The 14,104-nt window shown below is 63.2% G+C and carries 12 protein-coding genes; 7 read left to right on the top strand and 5 right to left on the bottom strand.

What is annotated here, in order from left to right; all coding sequences use genetic code 11:
* Window positions 1-5 precede the first annotated feature (5 nt).
* Both EC839_RS19075 and EC839_RS19080 read right to left on the bottom strand, forming a co-directional pair.
* Window positions 6-1,364, bottom strand: coding sequence for a glutamine synthetase family protein (locus EC839_RS19075; protein WP_007160771.1), 1,359 nt, complete (start codon window positions 1,362-1,364; stop codon window positions 6-8).
* 34 nt (window positions 1,365-1,398) lie between these two features.
* Window positions 1,399-2,148: a gamma-glutamyl-gamma-aminobutyrate hydrolase family protein gene (locus EC839_RS19080; RefSeq protein WP_007160770.1), complete on the bottom strand. Its 750-nt coding sequence runs from the start codon at window positions 2,146-2,148 to the stop codon at window positions 1,399-1,401.
* Between the two features lie 406 nt (window positions 2,149-2,554).
* On the opposite strand from EC839_RS19080, the gene EC839_RS19085 reads away from it, so the two are divergent.
* Entirely contained in the window at window positions 2,555-3,931 is a 1,377-nt protein-coding gene (locus tag EC839_RS19085; RefSeq protein ID WP_007160769.1) for a glutamine synthetase family protein, read from the top strand.
* Window positions 3,932-4,072: 141 nt separating this feature from the next.
* Window positions 4,073-5,170 carry an agmatine deiminase gene (aguA, locus tag EC839_RS19090; RefSeq protein WP_007160768.1) on the top strand — a complete coding sequence of 366 codons (1,098 nt, stop codon included), beginning with the start codon at window positions 4,073-4,075 and terminating at the stop codon, window positions 5,168-5,170.
* Window positions 5,171-5,230: 60 nt separating this feature from the next.
* On the opposite strand, the gene EC839_RS19095 is transcribed toward aguA, so the two are convergent.
* From EC839_RS19095 to desA, 3 genes are all read right to left on the bottom strand, one after another.
* Window positions 5,231-6,592, bottom strand: a complete 1,362-nt coding sequence (locus EC839_RS19095; protein WP_007160767.1) for an OprD family porin — start codon at window positions 6,590-6,592, stop codon at window positions 5,231-5,233.
* A 778-nt stretch (window positions 6,593-7,370) separates the two neighbouring features.
* The gene (locus tag EC839_RS19100; RefSeq protein ID WP_027600156.1) at window positions 7,371-8,348 is read right to left on the bottom strand and encodes a sensor domain-containing diguanylate cyclase; all 978 of its coding nucleotides are present in this window, start codon (window positions 8,346-8,348) and stop codon (window positions 7,371-7,373) included.
* A gap of 113 nt (window positions 8,349-8,461) precedes the next feature.
* Window positions 8,462-9,655 (bottom strand): delta-9 fatty acid desaturase DesA, encoded by a 1,194-nt coding sequence (gene desA / locus EC839_RS19105; protein WP_007160765.1) that lies wholly within the window; start codon window positions 9,653-9,655, stop codon window positions 8,462-8,464.
* A 250-nt stretch (window positions 9,656-9,905) separates the two neighbouring features.
* Between desA and oscA the strand changes: the two genes are divergently transcribed.
* The 5 genes from oscA to EC839_RS19130 all read left to right on the top strand — a co-directional run bounded on the left by oscA (window position 9,906) and on the right by EC839_RS19130 (window position 13,941).
* Window positions 9,906-10,091 (top strand): sulfur starvation response protein OscA, encoded by a 186-nt coding sequence (gene oscA / locus EC839_RS19110; RefSeq protein WP_007160764.1) that lies wholly within the window; start codon window positions 9,906-9,908, stop codon window positions 10,089-10,091.
* A 77-nt stretch (window positions 10,092-10,168) separates the two neighbouring features.
* Window positions 10,169-11,170, top strand: coding sequence for a sulfate ABC transporter substrate-binding protein (locus tag EC839_RS19115; protein ID WP_007160763.1), 1,002 nt, complete (start codon window positions 10,169-10,171; stop codon window positions 11,168-11,170).
* Window positions 11,171-11,276: 106 nt separating this feature from the next.
* Window positions 11,277-12,089, top strand: coding sequence for a sulfate ABC transporter permease subunit CysT (gene cysT, locus EC839_RS19120; RefSeq protein WP_007160762.1), 813 nt, complete (start codon window positions 11,277-11,279; stop codon window positions 12,087-12,089).
* A gap of 10 nt (window positions 12,090-12,099) precedes the next feature.
* Window positions 12,100-12,966, top strand: a complete 867-nt coding sequence (gene cysW / locus EC839_RS19125; protein WP_007160761.1) for a sulfate ABC transporter permease subunit CysW — start codon at window positions 12,100-12,102, stop codon at window positions 12,964-12,966.
* Between the two features lie 6 nt (window positions 12,967-12,972).
* Window positions 12,973-13,941 (top strand): sulfate/molybdate ABC transporter ATP-binding protein, encoded by a 969-nt coding sequence (locus EC839_RS19130; protein WP_007160760.1) that lies wholly within the window; start codon window positions 12,973-12,975, stop codon window positions 13,939-13,941.
* Window positions 13,942-14,104 lie beyond the last annotated feature (163 nt).

Raw genomic sequence — 14,104 nt, forward strand, 5'->3', positions numbered from 1 at the left:
CGCGGTCAGACGCTGAGCAGCAGGAATTCCCGCTCCCAGGAACTGATCACGCGCTTGTAGTTCTCGTGTTCGGCGCGCTTCACCGCGACATAGCCGCGGGTGAAACGACTCCCCAGATAGCGTTCCAGGGTGGCCGACTGTTCCATGCGCTCCAGGGCGGCTTCCAGGGTCAGCGGCAGGCGCAGGTTGCGACGTTCGTAGCCACGCCCCTGCACCGGCGCGCTGGGCGAGACGTTCTCGGTCATGCCCAGATAGCCGCACAGCAGGCTGGCCGCTAAAGCCAGGTAGGGGTTGGCATCGGCACCCGCCAGGCGATTCTCCACCCGGCGATTCTGCGGATCGGAATCCGGCACCCGCAGTCCCACGGTGCGGTTCTCCTCGCCCCACTCCACGTTGACCGGCGCCGAGGTGTCGGGCAGGAAGCGGCGGAAGGAATTCACATTGGGGGCGAACAACGGCAGCGCCTCGGGAATGTATTTCTGCAGGCCGCCGATGTGGTGCAGGAACAGCTCGCTCATGCTGCCATCGGAGTTGGAAAACACCGTCTTGCCGGTCTTGAGATCCACCACGCTCTGGTGCAGGTGCATGGCGCTGCCGGGCTCGCCGGTCATGGGCTTGGCCATGAAGGTGGCGGTGACGTTGTGCTTGAGCGCTGCCTCGCGCAGGGTGCGCTTGAAGACAAAGATCTGGTCGGCCAGGTGCAACGGATCGCCGTGGCGGAAGTTGATCTCCATCTGGGCAGTGCCTTCCTCGTGGATCAGGGTATCCAGATCCAGTTCCTGGGCCTCGCACCAGTCGTACATGTCTTCGAACAGCGGATCGAATTCGTTGGCCGCATCGATGGAAAAGGACTGGCGCCCGGTTTCCTGGCGCCCGGAACGGCCTACCGGCGGCTGCAGCGGATAGTCGGGGTCGTCACTGCGCTTGGTCAGGTAGAACTCCATTTCCGGCGCGACGATGGGCTGCCAGCCGTGCTCGGCATAGAGCTTGAGCACCTTCTTGAGCAGGTTGCGCGGTGACAGCTCGATGGGGATGCCGCGCTTGTCGTAGGTGTCGTGGATCACCAGGGCGGTGGGCTCCAGTGCCCAGGGCACCAGGAACACCGCGCGATCGTCCGGACGACAGTGCATGTCGATGTCCGCCGGATCGAGCAGTTCGTAGTAGATGTCGTCGTCGACATAGTCCCCGGTCACGCTCTGCAGGAGCACGCTCTCCGGCAGGCGCATGCCCTTTTCATTGAGAAACTTGGCGGTGGGGGAAATCTTGCCGCGGGCGATGCCGGTCAGGTCGGCGACCAGGCATTCCACTTCAGTGATCTTGCGTTCTTTCAACCAGGCGGTGAGCCGGTCAAGCGGGGTGCTCATAAAGACCTCGAAGGTTCGAGCGGGGTGAACAGCATCAGCGATCGGCAGCGCGCTCCTTGCAGGCCTTGCCAAACGCCTCGAATAAGGCGAGATAGACCGGGTGACTGTGCACCTTCCATTCCGGGTGCCACTGCACGCCACAAGCGAAGGCGCGGGCCTCTCGGATCGAGACGGCCTCGATCAGGCCATCGGGGGCCAGTGCCTCGGCGCGCAACCCCGGTGCCAAGCGATCGATGCCCTGGCCGTGGATGGAATTCACCGCGAAGCGCGCCGGCAGGCGCAGGGCTTCGAACAGGCCACCCGGCTGGATCTCGACCGGATGGTGCAGGCCATAGTGCTCCTCCAGGGTCTCGCCGCGTTCGCGGTGATCCATGAGGGAACCGACCTCGTGCACCTTCTGGTGCAGGCTGCCGCCAAAGGCCACGTTCATTTCCTGGAAGCCGCGGCAGATGCCCAGCACTGGAACGCCCGCCGCCACGGCGGCGCGCAACAGCGGCAGGGTCACGGCATCGCGGGCCGCGTCGTGCAGGGTGCCGGGCTCGCTGGGCGTGCCCTGGTAGTGATGGGGCTCGACGTTGGATGGCGAGCCGGTGAACAGCAGACCATCCAGGCGCTCGAGCAGGGCCTCGATGGCGATGAAGTCGGCCAGGGCCGGGATCACCAGCGGCATGCCCTCGGCGCCCTCCACCACCGCGCGCAGATACTTGTCGCCAGCGATGTGAAAGGGATGCAGGCCTAGTTGCCTGGTACAGGCTGTGACACCTATGAGGGGCAGCGTGGACATGGGACACCGGGTTGACCAGGAATCATCCGAGCCTAGTCTTGTTCGTTATTTTTCACAACCACCGGCAAAAAGTTTCGAGATTCTGCACAGAAGCGGCGAAACAGAGGCCTTCCGGCCCTGCTAAATGCGCCAAAAACAGGCACCTGCGCACCACCTCTGAGCAGGGCTGCCTCCAGTTGACTTTGGTCCGCCTTTCGGATTGACTCCAGGGTGGTAACTCCGCTGATTGATATTTTTAACAGGGGCGCTGACAAAGCGTCGGAGCGCAGGCGAGACCGTACTCTCAGGTCGCTGTCGGATCGACAGCGGGCACTCGTGCCCTCACTGCGGTTGGCCCACTGGGCAAACAGGCGCATCAGGCGCTAACCGTTTTGTCGAGCGCAGCCAAAAGCAAAGGTGTTTCATCATGTCGGTACCCCCGCGTGCCGTTCGTTTGGATGAAGCGACCGACTTCCTCAGGGAACACCCTGAGGTCCAGTTCGTCGATCTTCTGATTGCGGATATGAATGGCGTGGTGCGTGGCAAACGCATCGAGCGCAACAATCTGCCCAAAGTCTTCGAGAAAGGAATCAACCTCCCCGCTTCGCTGTTCGCCCTCGACATCACCGGCTCCACCGTCGAAAGCACCGGTCTCGGCCTCGACATCGGCGACGCCGACCGCGTCTGCTTCCCCATCACCGACACCCTCTCGATGGAGCCCTGGCAGAAGCGCCCCACTGCGCAGCTGCTGATGACCATGCACGAGATGGAAGGCGAGCCCTTCTTCGCCGATCCGCGCGAGGTCCTGCGCCAGGTCGTCCAGCGCTTCGACGAGCTTGGACTCACGGTCTGCGCCGCCTTCGAGCTGGAGTTCTATCTGATCGACCAGGAGAACATCAACGGCCGCCCGCAACCGCCGCGTTCGCCCATTTCCGGCAAGCGTCCCCAGTCGGTCCAGGTCTACTCCATGGACGACCTGGACGAATACGCGGACTGCCTGCAGGACATCATCGACGGCGCCCGCGCCCAGGGCATTCCGGCCGACGCCATCGTCGCCGAATCGGCTCCGGCGCAATTCGAGGTCAACCTCAATCACGTCGCCGACCCGATCAAGGCCTGCGATTACGCCGTGCTGCTCAAGCGGCTGATCAAGAACGTTGCCTATGACCATGAAATGGACACCACCTTCATGGCCAAGCCCTACCCGGGCCAGGCGGGCAACGGCCTGCACGTGCACATCTCCCTGCTGGACAAGGAAGGCCGCAACATCTTTGCCGGTGAGGATCCCGAGCAGAACGCCGCATTGCGTCATGCCATCGGCGGTGTGCTCGAGACCCTACCCGCCTGCATGGCCTTCCTGTGCCCCAACGTGAACAGCTATCGCCGCTTCGGCTCGCAATTCTTCGTGCCCAATGCGCCGAGCTGGGGTCTGGACAACCGCACCACCGCGCTGCGCGTCCCCACCGGCACGCCGGAAGCGCACCGCATCGAGCATCGGGTGGCTGGCGCCGACGCCAACCCCTACCTGCTGCTGGCCGGCGTCCTCGCCGGTGTGCACCATGGCCTGACCCGGCAGATCGAGCCCGGTCCGGTCACCGAGGGCAACTCCTACGAGCAGCACGAGCAGAGCCTGCCGAACAACCTGCGCGATGCCTTGCGCTACCTGGACGACAGCTCGGTGATGGCGGAATACATCGATCCGAAGTACATCGATATCTTCGTCGCCTGCAAGGAGCACGAGCTGGAGGAGTTCGAGCACTCCATTTCCGACCTCGAGTACAACTGGTACCTGCATACCGTGTAAACGCCGGCCTGCCGACCGGTCCCGCACCGGTCGGCAGCTGTTCTGCGGTACCCCTGACGCCCTGCGCGTGTTCACGCCCGCGGCGCCCTTTCGCTTCTTCCCTTTATCAGCCAACGACGACTCTGGACGGAGAGCCTCGCCATGACCACCCTCACCACGCCGCGTGCCGACGGCTTCCACATGCCGGCCGAATGGGCCGACCAGCGCCAGATCTGGATGGTCTGGCCCGAGCGCCCGGACAACTGGCGCCTGGGCGGCAAACCCGCCCAGGCCGCCTTCACCGCCGTCGCCCAGGCCATCGCCCGTTTCGAGCCGGTCACTGTCGGCGCCTCCGCGCAGCAATACGAGAATGCCCGCGCCCGTCTGCAGCACCCGCATATCCGCGTGGTGGAAATCAGCAATGACGACGCCTGGTGCCGCGACACCGGTCCGACCTTCGTCAGCGACGGCCAGGGCGGCGTGCGCGGTGTCGACTGGAGCTTCAACGCCTGGGGTGGCCTGGATGGCGGCCTCTATTTCCCCTGGCAGCGCGATGACCAGGTGGCCGGCAAGATCCTGGCGATCGAGAATCTGCCGGGCTATCGCACCCCTGACTTCGTCCTCGAAGGCGGCTCCATCCATGTCGACGGCGAAGGTACCCTGATCACCACCGAGGAATGCCTGCTCAACACCAACCGCAATCCACACCTGGATCGCGAGACGATCGAGCGCTACCTGAGCGACTACCTGGCGGTGGACAAGGTCATCTGGCTGCCCCATGGTCTCTACAACGACGAGACCAACGGCCACGTGGACAACTTCTGCTGCTACGTGCGTCCGGGCGAGGTGCTGCTGAGCTGGTGCGACGACCAGGCCGATCCCAACTACCACCGCTGCCGCGAGGCCCTGGCCGTACTGGAGCGCGAAACCGATGCCCGCGGCCGCACCTTCAAGGTGCATCGGATCGTTACCCCGGGCCCGCTGTTCGCCAGCGAAGAAGAATGCCGTGACGTGGATGCCTGCCTCGGTACCCAGCCACGCCGGGCCGGCGAGCGCCTGGCTGCGTCCTACGTCAACTTCCTGATCGTGAACGGCGGCATCATCGCCCCGACCTTTGGCGTTCCCGAGGATGCCGAGGCGCTGCGCACCCTGCAGGCCTGCTTCCCGGAGCACGAGGTGGTACAGGTGCCCGGGCGCGAGATTTTGCTGGGGGGTGGCAACATCCACTGCATCACCCAGCAGCAGCCGACCGGCCGCTGATTTCTGGCAGAAACGAAAAAGCCCGTCTTGCGACGGGCTTTTTTCTGACCTGAGCGCGGCTTAGAGCAGCGGCAGGGTGTAGCTGACGATCAGACGGTTTTCGTCCTGATCACGCTGGCTGGAGGCCGGCAGGTCAGTACGGTACATCGCGTTACGCCAGGTGAAGCCCAGACCTTTCAGCTGGCCTTCCGGAATGACGTAGCTGACGGTCAGGTCGCGTTCCCACTCCATGGAGTCACCACCAGCGGTGCGGATGTTGTCGCCACGCTGGTAGATGACACCAGCGGTCAGACCCTTGGCGCCCAGCTGAGCGAAGTCATAGGAGTAGCGAGCTTGCCAGGTGTCTTCGCCCGAACGGGTGAAGTTGTTGATCTGGATATCGGTGATGGTGTAGGTCGAGGCACCACCCGCCTGGTTCAGATACGGGAAGTTGCTGTCGCCGTTGGTGCTCTGATAGCCCAGGCCCAGGGTGTGACCATAGATGGAGTAGGTGAACAGGCCGCTGTAGAGACGGTTGTCCACTTCGCCACGAGTACGGGTGCCGCCGTAATAGCCGGTAGAACCGTACAGGGCGCCTTGGGTATCGGCGTCCTTGTTGTTGCCATTGCCCTTGCTATTGAAATAGCGCAGGTCGGTCTTGAAGGTGCCATCGCCCAGCTTGACCGCGTGGGTCAGACCCAGGAAGTGCTGGTTGTAGAAGTCTTCCAGCTGACCGAAGTAGTACTGCAGGGTCAGGTCTTTGGTGACCTTGTAATCAGCACCGATGAAGTTGAACTTGTTGCTGTCACGCGCAGTGGAACCGCTGTTGGAACCCGCGATGGACAGTTGGTCCTGATCGGTGGAGTTACGGTTCTTCGCGCTCTGCAGCTGGCCGCCGGTCAGGGTCAGGTTCTTGATGTCCTTGGACGTCACCTGGGCGCCTTGATAGGTCTGCGGCAGCAGACGACCGTCGTTGAAGGTCACGACCGGCAGCTTGGGCATCAGGGTGCCGTAGCGGAATTCGGTCTCGGAAATCTTCATCTTGGCGGTAGCACCAACGCTGGAGAATTCATCGACGGAGCTGTTGTCAGTCTCGCGCGGGAACATGGTGCCCGGCTGGTTGGAGTTGGTAGAGCGGCCGGCATGGCCGCTGCCATCCAGACGCAGGCCCAGCATGCCGATGGCGTCAACGCCAAAACCGACGGTGCCCTGGGTGAAGCCCGACTGATAGTTCAGCAGGAAGCCCTGACCCCACTCTTCAACCTTGGAGGGGTTCCGTGCAGCATAGGAAGCCTCGTTGCGGTTGTCGTTGTTGTAGTAGAAGTTGCGCAGGCTGAGGGTGGCCTTGCTGTCTTCGATGAAGCCGGCAGCGTGGGCAGCGGCAATGACGGACAGGTTCAGACAGGCCGCGGAGACCGCGACCACCAGTGGCTTCTTGACCATGTGTGCTCCAGGGGTGAATCGTTGTTATGCAGCCACCAGAGGTGTCAGCGCCTGCTGGTGGTATGCCCGACGGGCCGTGCGGAAGGGAAAGCTAGAGGGCTTTTGTTTCAATTTGGAGAATTATCCCGGGCCTGGTCGACTTTTAAGTTGCGACCTCCAGCACAGGGTCTCTGCCACCGTCTTCCACGTTGCGAAAGCTAATTGCAAAAAAGCATTTCGTCTAGCGATACCTGGTTGAAAACCCGCCCTGTGGTCTTCCGCTCTGACTGTTCGGTCATTCCCCCGGGGAACCTGCCCCGCCCACACCTCAGGAAAGGTTTGCCTTTTATAGATAAAGCAGCTCTTCCAGCCCGACACCCTGATGCTCTAGAACGGTAATCTCAGGGCACTTCCGGCCTCGTTTCCGTCACCCACCTCGGCGCGAGAACTCTGACTCCAAAAGAATTTTTGTTTGTCTTCAAGGACTTGTAATTTTTTGCAACTGGCCTTCCAGTCGACTTTCGTAGGCATCGACCGCTTTCGCTCCTGATCAGGCGCCGCATGCCTTGCCACAAAAGTCTTTCCAATCGGCGCAGTGCCCCCCCCTTGCAGCCTGCGGGCCAGGCGATGCGGCAGACTGAACGGAAAACTCAGCGAACGGAAGGGGAACGTCTACGTGCAGGTTGTGGAGGCAAGGCAGCCGTCAGGCCGGTAGGGCAGAGCCAGAGGGGCGGCGCAGACGGCCGACAATCGGAAGCCAGGCAACCCGGGGTGTCGCCGGGCCGCCTGGCAGGGGATTTCAGCCCTGGACGATCTGATCCTTGCCCTGGCGCTTGGCTCGGTACATGGCTTCGTCCGCGCGGACATAAAGGGTGTCGAGGGACTCATCGCCCTCGCGCAGGACGGTGACGCCCTGACTGATGGTGACCTTCAGCGGCCCCTCGGCAGTGGGCACCGCCAGTTGCCGCACGGCCCGTTGCAGGCGTCCGCCGATCTGCAGTGCCAGGTCGCTGTCGCAGCCCGGCAGCAGCAGGGCGAATTCCTCGCCCCCGATACGGCCGAACAGATCGCCCCTACGCGTGGTCTGGGCACCGCACTCAGCAACACGCTGTAACACTTGATCACCCATCTGGTGACCGAAGCGGTCGTTGATCTTCTTGAAGTCGTCGATATCGAGCAGCAGGAAGGCCAAGGGCTCGCCTTCGTTCTGGGCGAATTCGAAGGCGCGCTGGGCACTCTCGAAGAAATGCCTGCGGTTGCTGCTGCGTGTCAGCACATCGGTAGTGGCGAGCCGCTGCAGCTCTTCCTCCATGCGCTTCTTATCGGTGATGTCTTCGGCGATGCCCACCACCAGCAGAGGCATCCCGGCTTCGCTGCGCTGGCTGACGAAGCACTTGTCGCTGAGCCAGCGGATCTCACCGTCGGCGCGGATGATGCGGTACTCGCGCGACTCCACGGCACCCTGCTCGATCACCTGTTCCAGCGTACGCTGAGCGTATTCCAGGTCGTCGGGATAGATGTTGTTGAGCCAGGTGCTGTAGTCGCTCAGTACCAGCGACTGGGAACGACCGAAGATCTGGGCGTAGGCGGGGCTGACATAGATGATCTGACGATTGCGCCAGTCCAGCGCCCAGAGGACGGCGTTGACGCTTTCGAGCAGTGCGCTGAAGAGCTGCTCACGATCACGCAGGCGATCTGCCTCGGCCCGCGAGTGCAGGAGAGCCAGAAGATTCTCTTCCGGAGTGGGAAGAGCAGACAGCGGGGGTTGTTCATCCATATACAAATGCGCCTACGCGGGGTCCTGAGGGAATTAGAGACAGCTGAAACCAGCCTGGTTCAATCCCCGCGTAGGGCAGCCCGCCGCTTCGACGGGCTTTTGTGAAGCCTTTCTCAGGCGGTTCCGGCCGGCCGCAGGGAATAAGTTCTCAGCTGTTCGGCGAATTCGCGCAGGGACTGGATACCACTGGCTTCGGCCTCGCCGATCCACTGGCGGGTCGCGGCCAGCATGTCATGGCCATTGGCGCTGGTGCGAGCCCAGATCTGCTGCAGCGCCAGGCGCTTTTCGTAGATCAGCTTCAGCGCCTGGCTGTGCTCGAGCAATTCGTCGATGCGCACCTGATGGCGCGCCTTGAGCAGGCTGGTCTCCCGTGCCAGCAGACCACGCGCGCGACGGAACAGCGGGCGCTGGGAGGGCGCGGCGCTGCCCCGCTCCTGCCGCAGCAACGGGCCGATCACCTGCTTGCGATACTGGGCCATGATCTGGAAGCGGTTGTTGAGGATGGCCATGGCGGTGTCCATGTCCAGTTGCCCCTTACCTTCGATGCGATGGGCGATGGGGGCGACGCGATTGACCTTGGCCAGGCGCAGCCAGGTGAACAGCTTGATCCAGGCCCAGCCCATGTCGAATTCCCAGCGCTTGACCGACAGCTTGGCCGAGTTGGGGTAGGTATGGTGATTGTTGTGCAGCTCTTCGCCACCGATGACGATGCCCCAGGGGATAAGGTTGGTGGCGGCGTCGCGGCATTCGAAGTTGCGATAGCCCACGGCATGGCCCAGGCCATTGACCACGCCCGCGGCCCAGAAGGGAATCCAGACCATCTGCACCGCCCAGACGGTGAGACCCAGGGCGCCGAACAGAGCGATGTCGATCAGCAGCATCAGAACCACACCCAGGTTGCGGGTGCGCGGATTGGAATAGAGCTTGCACTCGATCCAGTCATCCGGACAGTTCTTGCCATAGATGCGCAGGGTGTCGGCGTTGCTGGCCTCGGCCTTGTACAGCTCGGCACCGCGCCGGACCACGGTGGCCAGGCCCTTGTGCACCGGACTGTGGGGGTCTTCCTCGGTTTCGCACTTGGCGTGGTGCTTGCGATGGATGGCGGTCCACTCGCGAGTGTTCATCGCCGTGGTCAGCCACAGCCAGAAGCGGAAGGCGTGCTTGAGCGCGGGATGCAACTCCAGCGAGCGGTGGGCGGAGTAGCGATGCAGGTAGACGGTGACACTGACAATGGTCAGGTGGGTCAGTACCAGGGTGACCACCACCAGTTGCCAGACAGACAGGTCGAGCAGGCCGTTGTAGCTCATGGACGCAGAGGACCTCGCGCGGGTTGTGTAGTGCAACTGTCACGGAAAGTTCAGTGAACAGGCGTTCGCGCATTATTGCCGCGGCGGACGATAAATCCAGCTCTCCCTTTTGCTACATAACGTGTCCTTCACAGACTGCTAATTCTAAAATTGAATAAATAAAGCATTATTAGCAATTTTAAGAAATAAAGACCGGCATCCTAAGATGGTCCACCTCTTCGCCCATCTCCACCTCCGAGGACGCCGTCCCATGAGCTCCGTTCCGTTCCGCAGCCTGGAAAACCAGGACGAAACCGCACTGCTCCGCGATATCCAGCAGGCTTTGCGCGGACTCAGGTTCGGCGCCATCGAGATCACCGTGCACAACGGGCAGGTGGTGCAGATCGAGCGTAAGGAAAAATTCCGGCCCCAGAGCGGCCACCCCAACAAGCACTGAGTTCTCGAGGTCAGCGGACGAGCGGGCAAGGTGCCCGCCAGACGGTGTCCGGCATTCTCACGTCAAGGAGCCTTTTCATGTCGATTCGCCGTTTCGCCCTGGCCGCGCTGGCCGGTGCCCTGTTCGCCACCCAAATCCACGCCGTTGAGTTGCTCAACGTGTCCTACGATCCGACCCGCGAGCTTTACCAGCAGTACAACGCCGCCTTCGCCAAGCACTGGAAGGCCGAGACCGGCGAAGACGTGACCATCAAGAATTCCCATGGCGGCTCCGGCAAGCAGGCGCGCTCGGTGATCGATGGCCTGCAGGCGGATGTGGTGACCCTGGCGCTATCCGGCGATATCGATGCCCTCAACCTGCGCCAGCAGCTGGTCGACCCCAACTGGCAGAAGCGTCTGGCGGACAACAGCACCCCCTACACCTCGACCATCGTCTTCCTGGTGCGCAAGGGTAATCCCAAGGGCATCAAGGACTGGGACGACCTGGTGAAGAAGGATGTCCAGGTCATCACCCCCAATCCCAAGACCTCTGGCGGCGCCCGCTGGAACTTCCTCGCCGCCTGGGCCTATGCCAAGGCCAAGTACGGCAGCGACGCCGAGGCGCTCAAGTTCGTCACCGAGCTCTATCGCCACGCCCCGGTGCTGGACACCGGCGCCCGCGGCGCCACCATCAGCTTCGTGCAGCGTCAGCTGGGCGACGTGCTGATCGCCTGGGAAAACGAAGCCTATCTGTCGCTCAAGGAAGAAGGCGGCGACCAGTTGGAGATCGTCACCCCGTCGCTGTCGATCCTGGCGGAGCCCCCGGTGGCGGTGGTGGACAAGGTGGTCGACAAGAAGGGCACCCGCAAGCAGGCCGAGGCCTATTTGCAGTATCTCTACAGCCCCGAGGGCCAGCGCATCGCCGCGCAGAACTTCTATCGTCCCCGCGATGCCAAGGTGGCGGCGGAATTCAAGGATCAGTTCAAGCCGGTCAAGCTGGTGACCATCGACGAGGAATTCGGCGGCTGGAAAGAGGCGCAGCCCAAGTACTTCGCCGACGGCGGCGTGTTCGACAAGATCTTCGCCGACATCAACAAATAGCACCCCGGCCGGGACGGCTCACGCTGACCGGCCCGGAACAGGTATCGTTCCACCCCTCTGCGCCCTGGCGAATGCATCGCCGGGGCGCCTTGCAGAAGGACGTCTCATGCCTCGCCGTCTCTCCCCGGTCATACCCGGCTTCGGGTTGACCCTGGGATTCTCCCTGACCTACCTCGCGCTGATCGTGCTGATCCCGCTGGGCGCCATGTTCCTTCACGCCAGCCAGCTGACCCTCGGGCAGTTCTGGTCGCTGATCACCGGGCGCCAGGTGCTGGCCGCTTTGCAGCTGTCCTTTGGCACGGCCCTGCTCGCCGCCTTCGTCAACGGCATCCTCGGCACCCTGCTGGCCTGGGTGCTGGTGCGCTACGAATTTCCCGGGCGCAAGCTGATCGATGCCATGGTCGATCTGCCCTTCGCCCTGCCCACCGCGGTGGCCGGCATCGCCCTGACGGCCCTTTATGCGCCCAACGGTCTGATCGGTTCGCTGTTTCCCTTCAAGATCGCCTACACGCCGATCGGCATCACCCTGGCGCTGATCTTCGTCACCCTGCCCTTCGTGGTGCGCACCCTGCAGCCGGTGCTGGCGGACATCCCCAAGGAGCTCGAGGAAGCCGCCACCTGCCTGGGCGCGCGCCCCTGGCAGGTGTTCCGCTACGTGCTGGTGCCGACCCTGCTGCCGGCCTGGCTGACCGGTTTCGCCCTGGCCTTCGCCCGCGGCGTGGGCGAGTACGGTTCGGTGGTGTTCATCGCTGGCAACATCCCGTTCAAGACCGAGATCCTGCCGCTGCTCATCGTCTCCAAGCTGGACCAGTACGACTACACCGGCGCCACGGGCATCGGCGTGTTCATGCTGCTGGTGTCCTTTGTCATGCTGCTGCTGATCAATATCCTGCAGCGCCGCATCCAGCCCAACATCTAAGGACGTCCGCATGAGCCTCATGACTTCCACCAAGGCCGATGCGCGCGCCAACAAGCAGCGCACCCCGGTGGCCATCGCGCTGATCGCCAGCGCCTGGCTGATCTTTTTGCTGGTCCTGGTGCTGCCGCTGTACATGGTGCTGAGCCAGGGCCTGGCCAACGGCATCGGGGCCTTCTGGGACGCCATCAGCGAACCGGATGCAATCTCGGCGCTCAAGCTGACGCTGTTCGCCACCGCGATCTCGGTGCCCCTGAATCTGGCCTTCGGCCTGGCCGCGGCCTGGTGCGTGACCAAGTTCGAGTTCACCGGCAAGAGCCTGCTGATCACCCTGATCGACCTGCCCTTCTCGGTCTCGCCGGTGATCGCCGGCCTCATCTATGTGCTGCTGTTCGGCGCCCAGGGACTGCTGGGCCCCTATCTGCAAAGCGTGAACGTCCAGATCGTCTTCGCCGTACCGGGCATCGTGCTGGCGACGATCTTCGTCACCTTTCCCTATGTGGCCCGCGAACTGATCCCGCTGATGCAGGAACAGGGCACCCAGGAAGAAGAGGCGGCACGCCTGCTGGGCGCCAGCGGCTGGCAGCTGTTCTGGCACGTGACCCTGCCCAATGTGAAATGGGCGCTGATCTATGGCGTGGTGCTCTGTACCGCCCGGGCCATGGGCGAGTTCGGCGCGGTGTCGGTGGTCTCCGGCCATATCCGCGGCCTGACCAACACCCTGCCGCTGCACATCGAGATTCTCTACAACGAATACAACATCGTCGCCGCCTTCAGCGTGGCGATCCTGCTGCTGATGATGGCCCTGGTGATCCTGCTGCTGCGGCAGTGGAGCGAGAGTCGCCTGAGCCGCCAACTGCAGCACCGTGACGAGGAATAAGCCGCCATGAGTATCGAGATCCAGGGCATCAACAAGAGGTTTGGCGCCTTCCAGGCGCTTAAGGACATCAACCTGCACATCGAGAGTGGCGAGCTGGTCGCCCTGCTCGGCCCCTCGGGCTGCGGCAAGACCACCCTGCTGCGCATCATCGCCGGCCTGGAAGCGCCGGACACCGGCAACATCGGCTTCCATGGCGAAGACGTCTCCGGGCGTGACGTGCGCGATCGCAATGTCGGCTTCGTCTTCCAGCACTATGCGCTGTTCCGCCACATGACGGTGTTCGACAACGTGGCCTTCGGGCTGCGCATGAAGCCGCGCCGCGAGCGGCCGAGCGAGGCGCAGATCGCCAGCAAGGTGCACGAGTTGCTGAACATGGTGCAACTCGACTGGCTGGCCGATCGCTATCCCGAGCAGCTCTCCGGCGGTCAGCGCCAGCGCATCGCCCTGGCCCGCGCCCTGGCGGTGGAGCCCAAGATCCTGCTGCTCGACGAACCCTTCGGCGCCCTGGATGCCAAGGTGCGCAAGGAGCTGCGGCGCTGGCTGGCACGGCTGCACGAGGAGATCCACCTGACCTCCGTGTTCGTCACCCACGACCAGGAAGAAGCCATGGAGGTGGCCGACCGCATCGTGGTGATGAACAAGGGCCAGATCGAGCAGGTCGGCTCGCCCGGCGAGGTCTACGAGCAGCCGGTGAGCGACTTCGTCTATCACTTCCTCGGCGACTCCAACCGCCTGGCCCTGGGCGAGCAGGAGGTGCTGTTCCGTCCGCACGAGGTGGAGCTGGAGCGTGAGCCGCGACCGGGTTACCACGCCGCCGAAGTGCGCGACATCCGGCCGCTGGGCGCCACTACCCGGGTCACCCTGAGGGTGCCGGAGCAGAGCGAGGTGATCGAGGTGGAACTGGTCAAGGACCACCCGGTGCTGGCCGGGCTGCAACGGGGTGCGCCGCTGCATTTCCTGCCGCGTACGCCCTGACCCTCCGCAGGCGGCTAAGACGAAAGTCGTAGCCGCCGGGACCAGACAGCGGTTGCAACCTCCGGAAAGCCGGCTCCATGATCGAAGAAGCTGACAGCCGTCACACTTCGTATTCGATCGAGCAGAATAACAAGGAGGTCGCATGCCCAGGCGCTGGCCCATC

Source organism: Pseudomonas sp. JUb52, from assembly GCF_004341115.1.
GTDB lineage: Bacteria > Pseudomonadota > Gammaproteobacteria > Pseudomonadales > Pseudomonadaceae > Chryseomonas > Chryseomonas oryzihabitans.

Excerpts from the sequence above, each read along its gene's own strand:
- EC839_RS19075 (WP_007160771.1), bottom strand. The coding sequence starts at position 1,364 with ATGAGCACCCCGCTTGACCGGCTCACCGCCTGGTTGAAAGAACGCAAG.
- EC839_RS19080 (WP_007160770.1), bottom strand. The coding sequence starts at position 2,148 with ATGTCCACGCTGCCCCTCATAGGTGTCACAGCCTGTACCAGGCAACTA.
- EC839_RS19085 (WP_007160769.1), top strand. The coding sequence starts at position 2,555 with ATGTCGGTACCCCCGCGTGCCGTTCGTTTGGATGAAGCGACCGACTTC.
- aguA (WP_007160768.1), top strand. The coding sequence starts at position 4,073 with ATGACCACCCTCACCACGCCGCGTGCCGACGGCTTCCACATGCCGGCC.
- EC839_RS19095 (WP_007160767.1), bottom strand. The coding sequence starts at position 6,592 with ATGGTCAAGAAGCCACTGGTGGTCGCGGTCTCCGCGGCCTGTCTGAAC.
- EC839_RS19100 (WP_027600156.1), bottom strand. The coding sequence starts at position 8,348 with ATGGATGAACAACCCCCGCTGTCTGCTCTTCCCACTCCGGAAGAGAAT.
- desA (WP_007160765.1), bottom strand. The coding sequence starts at position 9,655 with ATGAGCTACAACGGCCTGCTCGACCTGTCTGTCTGGCAACTGGTGGTG.
- oscA (WP_007160764.1), top strand. The coding sequence starts at position 9,906 with ATGAGCTCCGTTCCGTTCCGCAGCCTGGAAAACCAGGACGAAACCGCA.
- EC839_RS19115 (WP_007160763.1), top strand. The coding sequence starts at position 10,169 with ATGTCGATTCGCCGTTTCGCCCTGGCCGCGCTGGCCGGTGCCCTGTTC.
- cysT (WP_007160762.1), top strand. The coding sequence starts at position 11,277 with ATGCCTCGCCGTCTCTCCCCGGTCATACCCGGCTTCGGGTTGACCCTG.
- cysW (WP_007160761.1), top strand. The coding sequence starts at position 12,100 with ATGAGCCTCATGACTTCCACCAAGGCCGATGCGCGCGCCAACAAGCAG.
- EC839_RS19130 (WP_007160760.1), top strand. The coding sequence starts at position 12,973 with ATGAGTATCGAGATCCAGGGCATCAACAAGAGGTTTGGCGCCTTCCAG.